The sequence below is a fragment of the Sphingomonas sp. PR090111-T3T-6A genome, from assembly GCF_000383095.1.
Classification (GTDB): Bacteria; Pseudomonadota; Alphaproteobacteria; order Sphingomonadales; family Sphingomonadaceae; genus Solisphingomonas.
The window spans coordinates 111,812-125,505 of sequence record NZ_AORL01000021.1 but is presented as its reverse complement, the minus strand read 5'-3'; the positions used below and the strand labels follow the sequence as shown (position 1 = coordinate 125,505).

Genomic DNA, 13,694 nt, shown 5'->3' with positions numbered 1-13,694 from the left:
ACGCCCTCCAGGCTGACAGGGAGGACAGGGATGCGTTCTTCAGCCGCTCGCGCGCGCACGCCGCTTCGTCTTGCGCTGCTCGCTTCCGCTATCTGCTATGCGGCGCCCTCGCTCGCGCAGACCGTCACCGGGTCGATCCGTGGCGCGGTCGCGCATGGCGCAGGCGCGCAGATCACCGCCGTGGACACCGGCAACGGTTCCTCGCGCCACGCCACCGCCGATGGACGCGGCGCCTATACGCTATCGGGCCTGCGTCCCGGCACCTACGACATCAGCTTCACCGCCGGCGGGCGGAGCGTGAAGCAGCGCGTCATCATCGGCGTCGGCGAGAATTCGACGCTGGACGTAGACCTCGCACCCGCGCCTGAGACCGCGACCGGCGGCACGCCGACCCAGCAGATCGTGGTGACAGGCCGGCGGCTGGTGGAGACGCGCACCTCCGAACTGGGCACGAACATCACCACCCAGCAGATCGAGAACCTGCCGCAGGCGAGCCGCAACTTCCTCAATTTCGCGCAGCTCGCGCCCGGCGTGCGCGTCAGCACCAATCCGACCCGCAAGACCTTCTCCGGCTCCGGCGTCAGCGAGGACCCGAACGGCGAGAGCCTCGGCGGGCCGCAGGTCAACGTCTTCATCGACGGCGTCAGCCTCAAGTCGGACATCAATCAGGGCGGCATCGTCGGCGGAGACAGTTCCAAGGGGAACCCCTTCCCGCAGGCGGCGGTGCAGGAATTCCGCGTCATCACCTCCAACTACAAGGCGGAATATGAGGATGCCGGCACGACCGTGATCTCGGCGGTCACCAAATCCGGCGGAAACGAGTTCCATGGCGAGGCCTTCGGCTTCTTCCAGCTCAACGCGCTCCGATCGAAGGATTATTTCCAGAAGCAGAATGCGAAGAACGGCATCGCCGACACCAGCGATTTCAGCCAGAAGCAATATGGCGTCTCGCTGGGCGGGCCGATCGTGAAGGATAAGCTGCATTTCTTCGTCGCCTATGAAGCGAACGAGCAGAGCAATGTGGAAAGCGTGGTGCTGGGCCGCCGCACCGAGCCCGGCGTGCTCGATCGCTTCGGTCAATATGAGGGCACGTTCGACACGCCCTTCCGCGAGGATCTGGGCTTCGCCAAGCTGACGCTGGAGGCGACCGAGGCCGATACGATCGATCTCTCGGGCTCGATCCGCAAGGAGAAGGACCTGCAAGGCTTCGGCGCGCAGACGGCGCGGACGGCCGCGTCCGATGTGAAGAACGACGTCTATACCGGCCGCATCCGCTGGGCACACAACAAGGGCGATTTCCTGAACGAAGCCTCGCTCGATTATCTCTATTTCAAGTTCGCGCCGACGCCCGACAATCCCGATGCGGTGCAGCAGGCCTTCGACCAGACCATCACCATCGGCGGCGCCTCGACCAGCCAGCGCGTGGTTCAGAAGGGCTTCACGCTGCGCGATAACATGACCTTCTCGAACGTCGATTTCCTCGGCGGCAATCATGTCATCAAGGTCGGCGGCAAGGTGGCGTTCGTCGACTACACGGTGAACAACGATCTCAATGCCAACCCGATCTTCAAATACCGGATCGATCCCGCGCTGAACGAGGACTTCACCCAGCCCTACGAGGCCAATTACGGTATCGGCGATCCGACCATTCACGCCAAGGACACCCAGATCGGCATCTTCGCGCAGGACGACTGGAAGGCCACCGACCATGTGACCTTCAACATCGGCCTGCGCTGGGATTATGAGACCAACGCCAAGAACAACGACTATGTCACCCCGCCGGACGCCGCGACGGCGCTCCGCAACCTGGAAACGGCGCTCAACGCACAGGGCGTCACCAGCTTCAAGGCAGCCGACTACATCTCCAACGGCCATAATCGAAAGCCGTTCTGGAAGGCGTTCCAGCCCCGCATCGGCGTCTCCTTCGACGTCTTCGGCGATCAGCGGACCGTCTTCTTCGCAGGCTGGGGCCGCTATTACGACCGCGCGCTGTTCCGCAACGCCGCCGAGGAGGCGCTCTTCCGCCAGTTCTCCTCACGCACCTTCGAGTTTTCCAAGGACGGCGGCATCCGCGACGGCAAGCAGACCATCCTGTGGAACGACAGCTATCTGAGCAAGCAGGGGCTGGACGGGCTGATCGCCCAAAGCTCCGCGCCTCCGGGAGAGCTGCGCATCATCCGCAACGACATCAAGCCGCCGCGCACCGATCAGTTCAGCCTCGGCGTCAGGCAGAAGATCGGCCGGATCAACACCTCGATCGCCTACAACCACGTCGCCGCGATGAACCAGATCGCCTATTATCCGGTCAACCGGATGCCGGCACCCAACGCGACCGGCGGCTACGACGCGATCCCTGTCCCCGGCTTCGGCGACGTCATCGCGCTCACGCAGGCGCGCGCCAGCAAATATGACGGCATGTACGTCACCGTCGACAAGCCCTTCACCAAAAGCTCGCCCTGGTCGCTCAACATCGCCTACACCCTCTCCTTCTCGAAGGAGCGGGGCTATGCCTTCAACTTCGACCATCCGGACGTCGCCGACCAGCCTTATCTCCCCAATGCGGGCGACGAGCGGCATCGCGTGGTGGTCTCCGGGCTCGCGCAATTGCCGTGGGACTTCCAGATCTCGACGCTGATGGTGTTCGCCTCGGGCCAGCCTTATCAGGTGACCGACCAGCGGCTCGGCTCCGGCGCGTTCCAGACGGTTTCCAACGTCGGCCACACCAAGCCTTTCCGGCAGGTCGACATCCGCCTGACCAAGGACATCCGCCTGTTCGGCCACGACAGGGCCGATTTCCAGCTCATCGCGGAGGTGTTCAACATCTTCGACCGGGCCAATTTCCAGAATTACGACGGCTTCCTGCCCACGCCACCGCTCACCAACGCCAATTTCGGGACGCCCAACACACTCTCCGGCCCGCCGCGGACCTTCCAGTTCGGCGCGCGCTTCAGCTTCTGAGGAGCCGGTCAGGCTATGACGATCTCGGCGCCCGTCTTGATGCGATCGAGAGCGATCAGGCTGCGGAAGCTCGCAACCGCGTCGTTATGGGTGAACAGGCGGCGGGTCGTCGCTTCATAGGCCACCATGTCGGGCGACACGATCACCAGGACGAAGCTGATCCCGCCGGTCACATAATAGCATTGCTGAACCTCCGGAGCGTCGAGGAACACCGCCCTGGCCTTGTCCACGGTCGGCAGGCGCTCGTCGGTCAGTTGCACCTCGACGATCGCGGTGATCGTCATCCGGAGCGCCGCCGTGTCGACGATGGCGACGTTCCGCTCGATGATCCCGGCATCCTCCATGGCCGCGATGCGCCGCTGCACGGCGGCGGCGGACAGGTTCACGCGCTCGGCGATGGCGCGTTGCGGCGTCTTGTTGTCGCGCTGGAGGATTCGGAGGATCGCGCGGTCGAAACCATCGAGGGTGCGCGTCTTGGAAAGGTTCATCCGGGGCATGGATCGGGTTTTTGTTGCATTCGGGCGCCCGATCAAGAGCGCAAGTCTCGCGATGAAGGTGATATTCCCCGCGGCGAGCAGCAAGGATCGACCGTGGACATAGCCATCGCCAACCCGTCCGCCACGCACCGGACCCATCGGGGCATCGCCTGCGGCGTGGGAGCCGGGGCGCTCTGGGGGCTCGTGTTCCTCGCGCCGGAGCTGGTGCGCGACTTCACCCCACTCCAGCTCGCGATCGGCCGCTATCTGGCCTATGGAGTGCTGTCCGCCGCGCTGATCGCGCCCCGCTGGCGCACGCTTCTCGCCGGCCTCACGCGGCGCGAATGGCTGTCGCTGGCCTGGCTCGCGCTGGCCGGCAACACGCTCTACTACGTCCTGCTTTCTATGGCGGTGCAGACAGGCGGCATCGCGATGACGTCACTCGTCATCGGCTTCCTTCCGGTTGCCGTCACGATCATCGGCAGCCGGGATCGGGATGCCGTGGCGCTGCCGGCGCTGGCTCCATCGCTGCTGCTGTGCGCGGCCGGAGCGGTCTGCATCGGCTGGCAGGCCATCGCCATGCCTGCAACCAGATCGACCGGCACGCAGATCACCGGCCTCGTCTGCGCGATCGGTGCGCTGATCTCCTGGACGGCCTTTGCGGTCGGCAACAGCCGCTGCCTCGCCCGGCTCGACCATGTGTCCGTGCATGACTGGAACCTGCTGATCGGCCTCGTCACGGGCGCGCAGGCGGTGATGCTGGTGCCGGTCACCCTCCTCATCGAACCCATCCGCCACGGGGCGGCCGCCTGGCTGAACTTCGCCGGCGTGTCGATCGGCGTGGCCATCCTCGCCTCGATCGTCGGCAACGCCCTATGGAACCGAATGAGCCGGCTCCTGCCCCTGACGATGGTGGGCCAGATGATCCTGTTCGAGACGCTGTTCGCGCTGGTCTACGGCTTCCTGTGGGAGCATCGCCTGCCGCGGCCGCTGGAGATCGGCGCGTTCGGGCTGGTGGTGGCGAGCGTCCTGTCCTGCATCGCGGCGCATCGCCGGCACGCTCGGGCATAGGCCTACCAGAGCGACGTCATCACGATCCCGCCGATGACCGCGAGGCCCGCCAGCATCTGCTTGAGGTGCAAGGTCTCGCGGAACAGCCGATGCCCAGCGAACGCCGCGATCGGCGCTTCGATCACGCCCAGCGCCCGCACCGGCGCCGCCGGGGACAGCGCCAGCGCGACGAACCAGCCCGACGATGCGCAAGCACCACACAGCCCCGCGCCGAGCGAGCTTCGCCAGTCTCGAAGCACGGCCCGCAGGGCCGCCGGATCGCGCACGAGGAGAATGAGAGTCAGGACGGCCGCCTGCATGGCCTGAACGACGCACACGCTGACGATGGCCGCGAACACCGGATGCCCCGGCTCCATCGCGAGGGCGGAATGCCGGAAGGCGTTGAGCGAGAAACCGAAGAACAGGCCGGACAGCAGCCCGAAAACAGCTCCGGAGAAGGCGTGCGGCGTCCGCGTCAGCTTCGGCGGCCATGTCAGGATGGCGAGGCCGATGCTGGTGATGACGACGCCCAGCCAGGCCACGCCGCTCAGGCGGTCATGATAGACGACGAGCCCTACCATCGCCGCCAGCGGCAGGGAGCTTTGCTGCAGCGCCGTCCCTACCGCGAACCCCGAACGATGCATGGCGACGAGCAGGGCGGCCGTCGCCAGCACCTGCGACGCGGCGCCCGCCGTCGCGGACAGCCAGAAAGCACCTCCGAACACCGGCCGGGCATCCGGCACGACCATGAACGCCACGGCGGCGAACAGCAGCGAGAAAGGGAGCCCGAACAGGAACCGCACCAGCGTCGCGCCCCACGGGCCGGCCGACGTCATCACGCTGCGCTGGAGTGCATTACGTCCCACCTGGAAAATCGAGGCCGCGATCGTGGCGGGCATCCACAGCAATGAAAACAAGGGACATTCTCGCAATCAGATCCGCCGCCCTGCGTGGGCCGGCATGTCTTCAGGAATGGGCGTCAACCGATGGACGACCGGCGCCTTTCCGCCTCGACATCGGGAAGGAAAGCCGTGAGGAGGCCGATCGCCGGCAGGAAGGCGCAGAGCTGATAGACCGTCTCGATGCTGGTCCGGTCGGCGATCCAGCCGAGCGCCGCCGCGCCCAGCCCGCCCATGCCGAAGGAGAAGCCGAAGAAGAGGCCGGAGATCATTCCCACCTTCCCCGGCACCAGCTCCTGCGCGAACACCACGATGGCAGGGAAAGCGGACGCCAGGATCAGTCCGATCACCACCGTGAGCGGCCCCGTCCAGAACAGGCCGACATGCGGCAGCAGCAGCGTGAAGGGAAGCGCGCCGAGGATCGAGCACCAGATGACATATTTGCGCCCGAAGCGATCCCCGAGCGGGCCGCCCAGCACCGTCCCGACCGCGACCGCCGCGAGGAAGACGAACAGATGCAGCTGGGCATTCTCCACCGACAGGCCGAAGCGGTGGATGAGGTAGAAAGTGAAATAGCTCGTCAGGCTGGCGAGATAGACATATTTCGAGAAGATCAGCGCCAGCAGGATGAGGATGCCGCGCCGGGCCCGCGCCTCCGGCAGTGCGCCCGCGGCCATCGCGTGGCCGCTGACCTTGAGCCGCGTCAGCCCATGGTGACGATACCAGTTCGCGACGTTCCAGAGCACCGCGCCCGACAACAGCGCCAGCAGCGCGAAGAAAGCGAGGCTCGACTGCCCCCAGCGCATAACGACCAGCGCCGCCGCCAGCGGCCCCAGCGCCTGCCCGGCATTGCCGCCGACCTGGAAGAGCGCCTGGGCCAGGCCGTGCCGCCCGCCCGCTGCCATCCGCGCGACGCGCGAGGATTCCGGATGGAACACCGAGGAACCGACCCCGAGCAGCGAAGCCCCGACCAGCACCAGCCAGTAAGTGTGCGCGCACGACAGCACCGCCAGCCCCGCGAGCGAAAAGAGCGTGCCGCCCGGCAGGGCCATGGGCGTCGGGCGCCTGTCCGCATAGAGCCCGACCATGGGCTGAAGGATCGATGCCGTGATCTGATAGGCGAGCGTCACCAGCCCGATCTGCCCGAAACTCAGGCCCAGCCCGGCCTTGAGGTCGGGATAGATGGCCGGAAGCAGCGACTGCATCATGTCGTTGAGCAGATGGCAGAAGCTGATCGCCACGATCACGCCGAAGACGGTGCCGTTCGTCATCATGCCGGCTCTCGCCGTTGCCGTAGTCATGCGGCACCTTTCCGTTGCTGCCTTGTGCCGCAGCCCGATAGCCCCTTTCGGCTCGGCCTGCTTCGCCATATGGGTCAATCAATTTTGCGAATGGGACAGTTCATGGAACCGCGTCGTTCCCAGGATCATGAGGATGTGCCGAGGCCCGTCGTCGGCATCGGCAATGCCTTCCCCGCCTCCTTCGAACTCGCCGAGCACCGCCATCGGCGGGGTCAGTTCCTCTATGCGGCCTCCGGCGTGATCGCCGTCGGCACGCCGGAAGGAAGCTGGGTCGCGCCGCCCGAACGAGCGGTGTGGATACCGCCGGGAACACCGCATTCCGTGCGCATGGTCGGTGCGGTGCAGACCCGGAGCGTGCTGATCGAGCCCGCCGCCTATGGGGCCTTTCCGGGCTCCTGCCGGGTTGTCGGCGTCTCCGCCCTGCTGCGCCAGTTGCTCGTCGCCGCGGCCGAGATTCCGACCGAATATGACGAGCAGGGCCGCGACGGGCTGGTGATGCGGCTTCTCATCGCCGAAATCCGGTCCGCGCCTCGGATTCCGATCGCCGTCCCCTTCCCGCGCCATGTCGCGCTCGCCGCGCTCTGCCACGCCTTTCTCGAACGCCCGAACGCCACCGCCGCCATCGATCAATGGGCTTTCGCCCTCGCCATCAACCGGCGCAGCTTCACGCGGCTGTTCCGGCGCGAGACAGGCATGAGCTTCGCCGAATGGCGGCAGCAGGCCTGTGTATCCGTTGCCCTGCCCAGGCTAGCCGCAGGGGAGTCGATCACCTCGATCGCGCTCGATCTCGGCTATGATGGCCCGGCGAATTTCTCGACGATGTTCAAGCGCATGCTGGGCGTTCCACCGAGCCGTTACCGGCCCTAGCGGAACGGCATGCCATCAGTGGGTGGGGCTATCCGCGGTGAAGGCCGAGCAACAAGGCTTGGTCACGGGCTGGAACTCCATCAGTTCCACGCGCGTGCCGTCGGGATCGTAGAGATTGGCCTGCCATTTGCCGTCGCGGCCCATTTGCGGCCCGTCATGGCGAGGGCTCAGCCGATCCCCGGCGATCAGCGTCGTCACTGCCGCCTCCATGTTGGGAACGCCCAACGAGAAATGGTTGAGCACGCCCAGTTCACGTCCGTCGATCTTGGAAAGCGGCGTGGTGCTGCCGTCGCCGACCATCATATATTCCAGCCAGTCGTGCCCGTCCGGCACCTGCTGGGACACCCAGTCCGTGGTGCCTTCCTTCATCGACCCGTACCAATAGGGACGGAAACCCAGAAGGTCGCGGTAGAAGCGGTCCTCCACGGCGCGGCTGTGCACCAGGAAGCCCATGTGGATCATCCGTCCGCTGATCGCCCCCACGGCCGGGCTGCTGTCCGCGTTGGGGGATTGGACGAACTGGACCTCGTTGCCCTCCGGGTCCCGCGCCGAGAACCACAGGCTGCCATCGGCTCCCTTCTTCACGGGAGAAACCTCCTGCACGCGATGCGCCGCCAGATAGGTGCGCAGCTTCGCCGCATCGCTGGTCGAGAAGGCGATGTGAGCAAGCCGGCTGATGCCCTGCCCGGCGGGAAGCGGCAGCACCTCGACGAACTGCTGCGCGCTGAAGCGATAGCGGACGCCGCGCGGGTCCTCCGGGTCAGGCAGCTTCTCCGCGCCCAGCTTGTCCTTGTAGAACTGCTCCGTCGCGGCGGCATCGGCGGAATAGACCGCGATATGCGAGATGCCGGTGATGGCCGGCCGCTCCGCCGCCTGCACCGTGCCGGCCATCATCGTGGCGCCCAGAACCGCCCACACCGCTCGCTTCATTCCTGTCCTCCCGCGCCCCGTTTCCCGGCGCGACAGACCTCTCCCCCGACAGGCTTTCCCACGTCAAGGACGGGATGGTCGTAGATCGCAGCATCCCCTTGCGTGGAAGGGCGCATTCCATGCATCCCTCACGGCCATCATGTCGAAGCACGATATCCTCGAAACCGCCCTGCCGCCGCTGCTGGATGCCTTCTACGCCCGCGTGCGCGAGGACGATCTGATCGGGCCGGTCTTCAACGAAGCGGTCCATGACTGGCCCGAGCATCTCGCGCGGATCGCCGACTTCTGGTCGTCGGTGATGCTCTCCACGGGTCGTTACAAGGGCAATCCGGTCGCGAAGCACATGCTCCATGCGAAGCGCCTCACGCCCGCGATGTTCGAACGCTGGCTCCGGATTTGGGCATCGACCACCAGCGAGATGCTGCCGGAAGCACTCGCCGAGGCGCTGCAAGCCAGGGCGGCGCGGATCGCGGAGAGCCTGCAACTGGCGATGCTGCACGCCTCCCCTCTCCAGAAGGCGATGATGGAGCGCGCAGCCGCCGAACGCGGATCGGAGGGCTGAGGCGACCGGCACGTCCCCACGCCGGTCTCCACCAAAGTTCGCGGACGATGGAAACCTCCTCGATTTTCAGGGGTTGATCGGCGCATGGAAGGGAGGGGACGGATGGAAACGCGCAATCTGTTTGACGATTTTCCGCCCCGCCGGAACCCGTCGATGCTGAGGGATGCCGGCATCTACCTGATCGGGCTGGTGGGGCTGGGCGTGATCTTCACCCTCGGGATGATGGCGGCGCTGCTGGGCTCCTGACCGGCATGGCCCATTGCTGACGCCGGCACGGCGGAGCGAAACGAGCGGACCTCCGTTACGGTGGGATGGACACGATCGCCGTCGAAGGCCTGGCAAAATCCGTCGGTTCCGGCCGGCGACTATTCTCAGATCTCCAGATGGGCGTCGCCGCGGGCGAAATCCTCGCGATCGTGGGAGAATCCGGGATCGGCAAATCCACGCTGCTCAACATCCTCGCCGGATTGGACGAGGCCGACGCAGGCGACGTGCGGATCGAAGGGATCGCCCTTTCCCCGCTCGAAGAAGAGGCGCGGACGAAGCTCCGGCGGGAACGCATCGGGTTCGTCTTTCAGGCCTTCCACATCCTCCCCTATCTCACGCTGGAGCAGAATGTCGCGCTTCCCCTCGCGTTGATCTCGGCAGATGCCGCGGCGGCACGGTCTCGCGCGCAGGCCATGCTCGCGCATGTCGAGCTGGACAAGCGGGGTGCCGACTATGCCCGCGATCTCTCCGGCGGCGAGCTTCAGCGCGTGGCGATCGCCCGTGCGCTGGTCCACCGCCCCGCCATCATCCTGGCCGACGAACCGACCGGCAATCTCGATCCGGGGACGGCAGGCCGCATCCTCGATCTCTTCGTCAGCATCGTTCGCGCCGAGCACGCGGCCGCCGTGATCGTAACGCATTCGGCCGCGACCGCGAGCATGGCCGACCGCGTGCTGGCGCTCACCCCGAACGGCCTTCATCCCGTCCATGGTTGAAGCGGGGCTCTGGCGTTCCCGTCTGGCGCTGATGTGGCTGATCGCCGGCGAATGGCGCTGGCATCCGGCCCGCTTCATCGCGACCGGCATCGCCATAGCGGTCGGGGTCGCGCTCGGCTTCGCCGTCCACCTCGTCAACGGATCGGCGCTGGCGTCCTTCGACCAAGCCGTCTCCGGCGTCAGCGGAGCCGCCGATCTCCAGGTCCGCGCACGCACGCCGCTGGGCTTCGACGAGCGGCTCTATCCATCCGTCGCGACTGCCCCCGGCGTGGCCGACGCAAGTCCGGTCGTCAGCCTGCCCGCCGAGGCGCGCGCCGGGCGGTTCACGCTGCTCGGGCTCGATGCGATCCGGGCGGGCTCGGTGACACCGGGTCTCGTCGGCTCTCCCGCGACCGGACCGGACACGCGCGGAGACCTGCTTTTCGCGCCCGACGCCCTGTTCCTGTCCCGCGCCGCGCTCAGGGCGACCGGCGCACGGATCGGCGAGCGGATCACGATCACCGCGAACGGCCGCAGCGCCGGCTTCACCGTGGCCGGCAGTCTGCCCGGCGCGGCCGAGGGACAGCCGATCGGCGTCATCGACATCGCCGCCGCGCAATGGCGCTTCGGTCGATTGGGCAAGCTCGATCGCCTAGACCTGAAGCTCGCCGGCCGTCCCGCCGCCGAGGCATCGCTGGGTCCCCTGCTTCCCGCCGATGCCATCCTTGCTACCGGGCAGACCGAAGCGAGGCAGGGCGACACCCTCAGCCGCGCCTACCGCGTCAATCTCGATATGCTGGCGCTCGTTGCCCTGCTGACGGGCGGGTTCCTTGTCTTCTCCGCCCAGTCGCTGTCGGTGGCGCGACGCCTGCGTGCCTTCGCGCTGGTGCGAACCCTCGGCCTCCCGCGCAGCGGCATCGTCGCCGCCGTCACGATGGAGGGGCTCGTGATCGGGATCCTGGGCGCCGGGACGGGGCTGCTCCTCGGCTATGGCATGGCCGCATTCGCGCTCACCTATTTCGGCGGCGATCTCGGCGGCGGCTATTTCGAGGGAGGAGCGGCCTCCATCGCCTTTCAGCCGGGCGCGGCGGTCGCCTTTTTCCTGCTGGGACTCGCGGCGGCTCTCCTCGGGAGCGCCCTTCCCGCCCGTATAGCCGGCCGCGCGGCACCGGCCGCCGCCTTGAAGAATGCCGGCGACATGATCGATCCTCGCGCGCCGGTGGCGTGGCGACCGGCGCTGCTGTTGCTGCTCGTCGGCGCCGCTTGCGCGCAATCTCCAGCGATCGACGGACTTCCGATCCTCGGATTCGTCAGCATGGCATTGCTGCTCGCGGGCGGCGTGGCCGGCGTGCCGTGGCTCGCCCACTGGTTGCTGGCCCCGTGGCGGATGCGCCACCTTTCCTCGCCGCCCCGCCTGCTCGCGGTGCGGCATGTCCAAGGGGCGCCCGGACAGGCCGCCATCGCGCTGTGCGGCATCGTGGCGTCGACCGCGCTGATGATTGCCATGGCGATGATGGTGACGAGCTTCCGCGTCGCCGTCGACGATTGGCTGGGTCAGGTGCTCTCCGCCGATCTTTATGTCCGCGATGAGAATGGCGATGGCTTCAATCCGGCGCTCCAGCACCGGATGGCCGGCGTGCCCGGCATCGCCCATATCGCGTTCAGCCGTCAGATTCCGCTGACCGTCACATCGGATCGGCCGCCGATCCAGCTCATCGCGCGCCCGGTCGGCGGCGAGGCGGGCGGCCCTCCGCTGGTTCTGCTGAGCCAGATGCCGCCGACGGGAAAGGCCGTCTCCATCTGGGTCTCGGAACCCGCCGGGCGCCTTTACGGCTGGAAGACCGGCGACATGGTGCAACTCCCCGTGGGCCGCAGCCATCGACAGTTCGAGGTCGCCGGCGTGTGGCGCGACTATGCCCGCCAGCAGGGCGCCATCGTGATCCGCGATACGGATTATGACCGGCTCACCGGCGATACCGGGCGCGACGAGGCCTCGATCCTGCTCCGGCCCGGCACCGACGCTGCAACGTTGCGGCGGAAGCTCGCGCCCCTGCTGCCTCCCGGCGCCTCCATGGCCGAACCTCGGACATTACGGGCCTATGCGCTGCAACTCTTCGACCGAAGTTTCGCCATCACCTATGTTCTGGAGGCGGTGGCGATTTTGGTGGGTCTCGCGGGCGTCGCCGCGACGATGTCGGCCCAGACCATCGCCCGCACCAAGGAGTTCGGAATGTTGCGGCATCTCGGCCTCACCAAGAAGCAGATCGTCCTGATGCTGGGAACGGAAGGCGCCTTGCTGGGCCTGATCGGCGGTTTCGCCGGGGTGGCCTTGGGGGCGTTGCTCGGGCAGGTCCTGATCCGCGTCATCAATCCCCAGTCCTTCCACTGGACGATGGCCACCCGATGGCCGATCGGCACCATAGCGGGCGTGATGGCCGCGCTGATCGTGGCGGCGGCGCTCACCGCGATGATCGCGGGACGACGGGCCACCGCGCCCGATGCCGTGGCCGCGGTCCGGGAGGACTGGTGATGCGGCGCCTGATCGCGATGATGGCGGGCATGGCGCTGGCAGCCGCACCGCCCTACCCCGTCGTCCGGCCGAGCATCACGCTGCGTTTTCCGGCCGATCACGGCGCGCATCCGGCCTTCCGCACCGAATGGTGGTATGTGACGGGCTGGCTGAAGGGAGAGGATGGCCGCGACCTCGGCTTCCAGATCACCTTCTTCCGCGTCAATCCGGGGGCGGACGCTGCGAACCCCAGCCGCTTTTCACCGCGACAGATCCTGTTCGCCCATGCCGCCCTGTCGGACAGCGCCGTCGGCCATATCCTCCACGGCGAGCGGGCGGCGCGGGCAGGCTTCGGGCTTGCCGACGCCGCGACCGGTGATGCCGACGTGCGCCTGTCCGGCTGGACTTTCCGCCGCACGCCGGACGGGCGGTTCATGAGCCGGATCACGGCGCGGGATTTCGCCCTCGACCTCGATTTCCGGCCTCGCCAGCCTCCCTTGCCGGAGGGTGAGAATGGTTACAGCCGGAAAGGGCCCGGACCCGAGCAGGCCAGCTATTATTACTCGCTTCCGCATCTCGCCGTGCAGGGCCGCATCCGGCGGGGCGGCCGCACGGAAGCGGTGACTGGAGAGGCCTGGCTCGATCGCGAATGGTCGTCGGATTATCTCGCGCCTGATGCGGTGGGTTGGGACTGGACAGGGCTCAATCTCGACGATGGCTCGGCCCTGATGGCCTTTCGCATCCGTCGAAAGGGCGGCGGCTCCCTATGGGCCGGCGGCTCCTATCGCTGGCCGGACGGGCATGTCACGCGACTGGAGCCCGCCGACATCGACTTCACGCCCGTCCGGACATGGCGCTCCGCGTGGACCGGCGCGACCTATCCGATCGCGCAGCAGTTGAGCGTGAAGCTGCCGGGCGGCATCCGGCGCCTCCTGCTCCGGCCCCTGTTCGCCGATCAGGAGGTCGACGCCAGAAGGGCCGGTCAGCCGGTCTACTGGGAAGGCGCGGTGCGCACCTCCGGCGGACGCGGCTATCTCGAACTCACCGGCTATGCCGCCGATCTGAAGATGTAGCGGGGCCTGCACCCGCTCCGCCGACTGTTCCAGCCGGAAATATCATCACGAAAGCCACATTCGTGAACAGGAATCGGTCACCGACGCCGTAATCTCATAACCATTGT

12 protein-coding genes are annotated in these 13,694 nt (G+C 67.0%); 8 read left to right on the top strand and 4 right to left on the bottom strand.

Features of this window, described 5'->3' with window-relative positions; translation table 11 throughout:
* The first annotated feature begins 30 nt into the window (after window positions 1–30).
* Entirely contained in the window at window positions 31–2,958 is a 2,928-nt protein-coding gene (locus ST3T6A_RS19915) for a TonB-dependent receptor (protein WP_019832919.1), read from the top strand.
* 8 nt (window positions 2,959–2,966) lie between these two features.
* On the opposite strand, the gene ST3T6A_RS0110705 is transcribed toward ST3T6A_RS19915, so the two are convergent.
* Window positions 2,967–3,446, bottom strand: coding sequence for an AsnC family transcriptional regulator (locus ST3T6A_RS0110705; protein ID WP_019832918.1), 480 nt, complete (start codon window positions 3,444–3,446; stop codon window positions 2,967–2,969).
* Window positions 3,447–3,548: 102 nt separating this feature from the next.
* On the opposite strand from ST3T6A_RS0110705, the gene ST3T6A_RS0110700 reads away from it, so the two are divergent.
* Window positions 3,549–4,505, top strand: coding sequence for a DMT family transporter (locus ST3T6A_RS0110700; protein ID WP_019832917.1), 957 nt, complete (start codon window positions 3,549–3,551; stop codon window positions 4,503–4,505).
* Window positions 4,506–4,507: 2 nt separating this feature from the next.
* On the opposite strand, the gene ST3T6A_RS0110695 is transcribed toward ST3T6A_RS0110700, so the two are convergent.
* Window positions 4,508–5,383, bottom strand: a complete 876-nt coding sequence (locus tag ST3T6A_RS0110695; RefSeq protein WP_235785775.1) for a DMT family transporter — start codon at window positions 5,381–5,383, stop codon at window positions 4,508–4,510.
* An 80-nt stretch (window positions 5,384–5,463) separates the two neighbouring features.
* Window positions 5,464–6,657, bottom strand: a complete 1,194-nt coding sequence (locus ST3T6A_RS0110690; RefSeq protein WP_019832915.1) for an MFS transporter — start codon at window positions 6,655–6,657, stop codon at window positions 5,464–5,466.
* Between the two features lie 129 nt (window positions 6,658–6,786).
* Between ST3T6A_RS0110690 and ST3T6A_RS0110685 the strand changes: the two genes are divergently transcribed.
* Window positions 6,787–7,551 (top strand): AraC family transcriptional regulator, encoded by a 765-nt coding sequence (locus tag ST3T6A_RS0110685; protein ID WP_019832914.1) that lies wholly within the window; start codon window positions 6,787–6,789, stop codon window positions 7,549–7,551.
* A 15-nt stretch (window positions 7,552–7,566) separates the two neighbouring features.
* Here ST3T6A_RS0110685 and ST3T6A_RS0110680 read toward each other — a convergent pair whose 3' ends face one another.
* Window positions 7,567–8,481 carry a VOC family protein gene (locus ST3T6A_RS0110680; RefSeq protein WP_019832913.1) on the bottom strand — a complete coding sequence of 305 codons (915 nt, stop codon included), beginning with the start codon at window positions 8,479–8,481 and terminating at the stop codon, window positions 7,567–7,569.
* Between the two features lie 139 nt (window positions 8,482–8,620).
* On the opposite strand from ST3T6A_RS0110680, the gene ST3T6A_RS0110675 reads away from it, so the two are divergent.
* From ST3T6A_RS0110675 to ST3T6A_RS0110655, 5 genes are all read left to right on the top strand, one after another.
* A complete protein-coding gene (locus ST3T6A_RS0110675) occupies window positions 8,621–9,043 on the top strand; it encodes a group III truncated hemoglobin (RefSeq protein ID WP_019832912.1) in 423 nt (140 codons plus the stop codon).
* Window positions 9,044–9,145: 102 nt separating this feature from the next.
* Window positions 9,146–9,289: a hypothetical protein gene (locus ST3T6A_RS21495; RefSeq protein ID WP_019832911.1), complete on the top strand. Its 144-nt coding sequence runs from the start codon at window positions 9,146–9,148 to the stop codon at window positions 9,287–9,289.
* A gap of 65 nt (window positions 9,290–9,354) precedes the next feature.
* A complete protein-coding gene (locus ST3T6A_RS0110665; protein WP_019832910.1) occupies window positions 9,355–10,026 on the top strand; it encodes an ABC transporter ATP-binding protein in 672 nt (223 codons plus the stop codon).
* Complete coding sequence (locus tag ST3T6A_RS0110660) at window positions 10,019–12,535, top strand: ABC transporter permease (protein WP_019832909.1); 2,517 nt, start codon at window positions 10,019–10,021, stop codon at window positions 12,533–12,535. Before ST3T6A_RS0110665 ends, ST3T6A_RS0110660 begins: the two co-directional genes overlap by 8 nt.
* Window positions 12,535–13,587: a lipocalin-like domain-containing protein gene (locus ST3T6A_RS0110655; RefSeq protein WP_019832908.1), complete on the top strand. Its 1,053-nt coding sequence runs from the start codon at window positions 12,535–12,537 to the stop codon at window positions 13,585–13,587. Before ST3T6A_RS0110660 ends, ST3T6A_RS0110655 begins: the two co-directional genes overlap by 1 nt.
* Window positions 13,588–13,694: the final 107 nt, after the last annotated feature.

What these genes read in the sequence shown, in the direction of transcription:
- ST3T6A_RS19915 (WP_019832919.1), top strand. Translation starts at nt 31, where the DNA reads ATGCGTTCTTCAGCCGCTCGCGCGCGCACGCCGCTTCGTCTTGCGCTG.
- ST3T6A_RS0110655 (WP_019832908.1), top strand. Translation starts at nt 12,535, where the DNA reads ATGCGGCGCCTGATCGCGATGATGGCGGGCATGGCGCTGGCAGCCGCA.
- ST3T6A_RS0110705 (WP_019832918.1), bottom strand. Translation starts at nt 3,446, where the DNA reads ATGAACCTTTCCAAGACGCGCACCCTCGATGGTTTCGACCGCGCGATC.
- ST3T6A_RS0110665 (WP_019832910.1), top strand. Translation starts at nt 9,355, where the DNA reads ATGGACACGATCGCCGTCGAAGGCCTGGCAAAATCCGTCGGTTCCGGC.
- ST3T6A_RS0110675 (WP_019832912.1), top strand. Translation starts at nt 8,621, where the DNA reads ATGTCGAAGCACGATATCCTCGAAACCGCCCTGCCGCCGCTGCTGGAT.
- ST3T6A_RS0110685 (WP_019832914.1), top strand. Translation starts at nt 6,787, where the DNA reads ATGGAACCGCGTCGTTCCCAGGATCATGAGGATGTGCCGAGGCCCGTC.
- ST3T6A_RS0110690 (WP_019832915.1), bottom strand. Translation starts at nt 6,657, where the DNA reads ATGATGACGAACGGCACCGTCTTCGGCGTGATCGTGGCGATCAGCTTC.
- ST3T6A_RS21495 (WP_019832911.1), top strand. Translation starts at nt 9,146, where the DNA reads ATGGAAACGCGCAATCTGTTTGACGATTTTCCGCCCCGCCGGAACCCG.
- ST3T6A_RS0110660 (WP_019832909.1), top strand. Translation starts at nt 10,019, where the DNA reads ATGGTTGAAGCGGGGCTCTGGCGTTCCCGTCTGGCGCTGATGTGGCTG.
- ST3T6A_RS0110680 (WP_019832913.1), bottom strand. Translation starts at nt 8,481, where the DNA reads ATGAAGCGAGCGGTGTGGGCGGTTCTGGGCGCCACGATGATGGCCGGC.
- ST3T6A_RS0110695 (WP_235785775.1), bottom strand. Translation starts at nt 5,383, where the DNA reads ATGCCCGCCACGATCGCGGCCTCGATTTTCCAGGTGGGACGTAATGCA.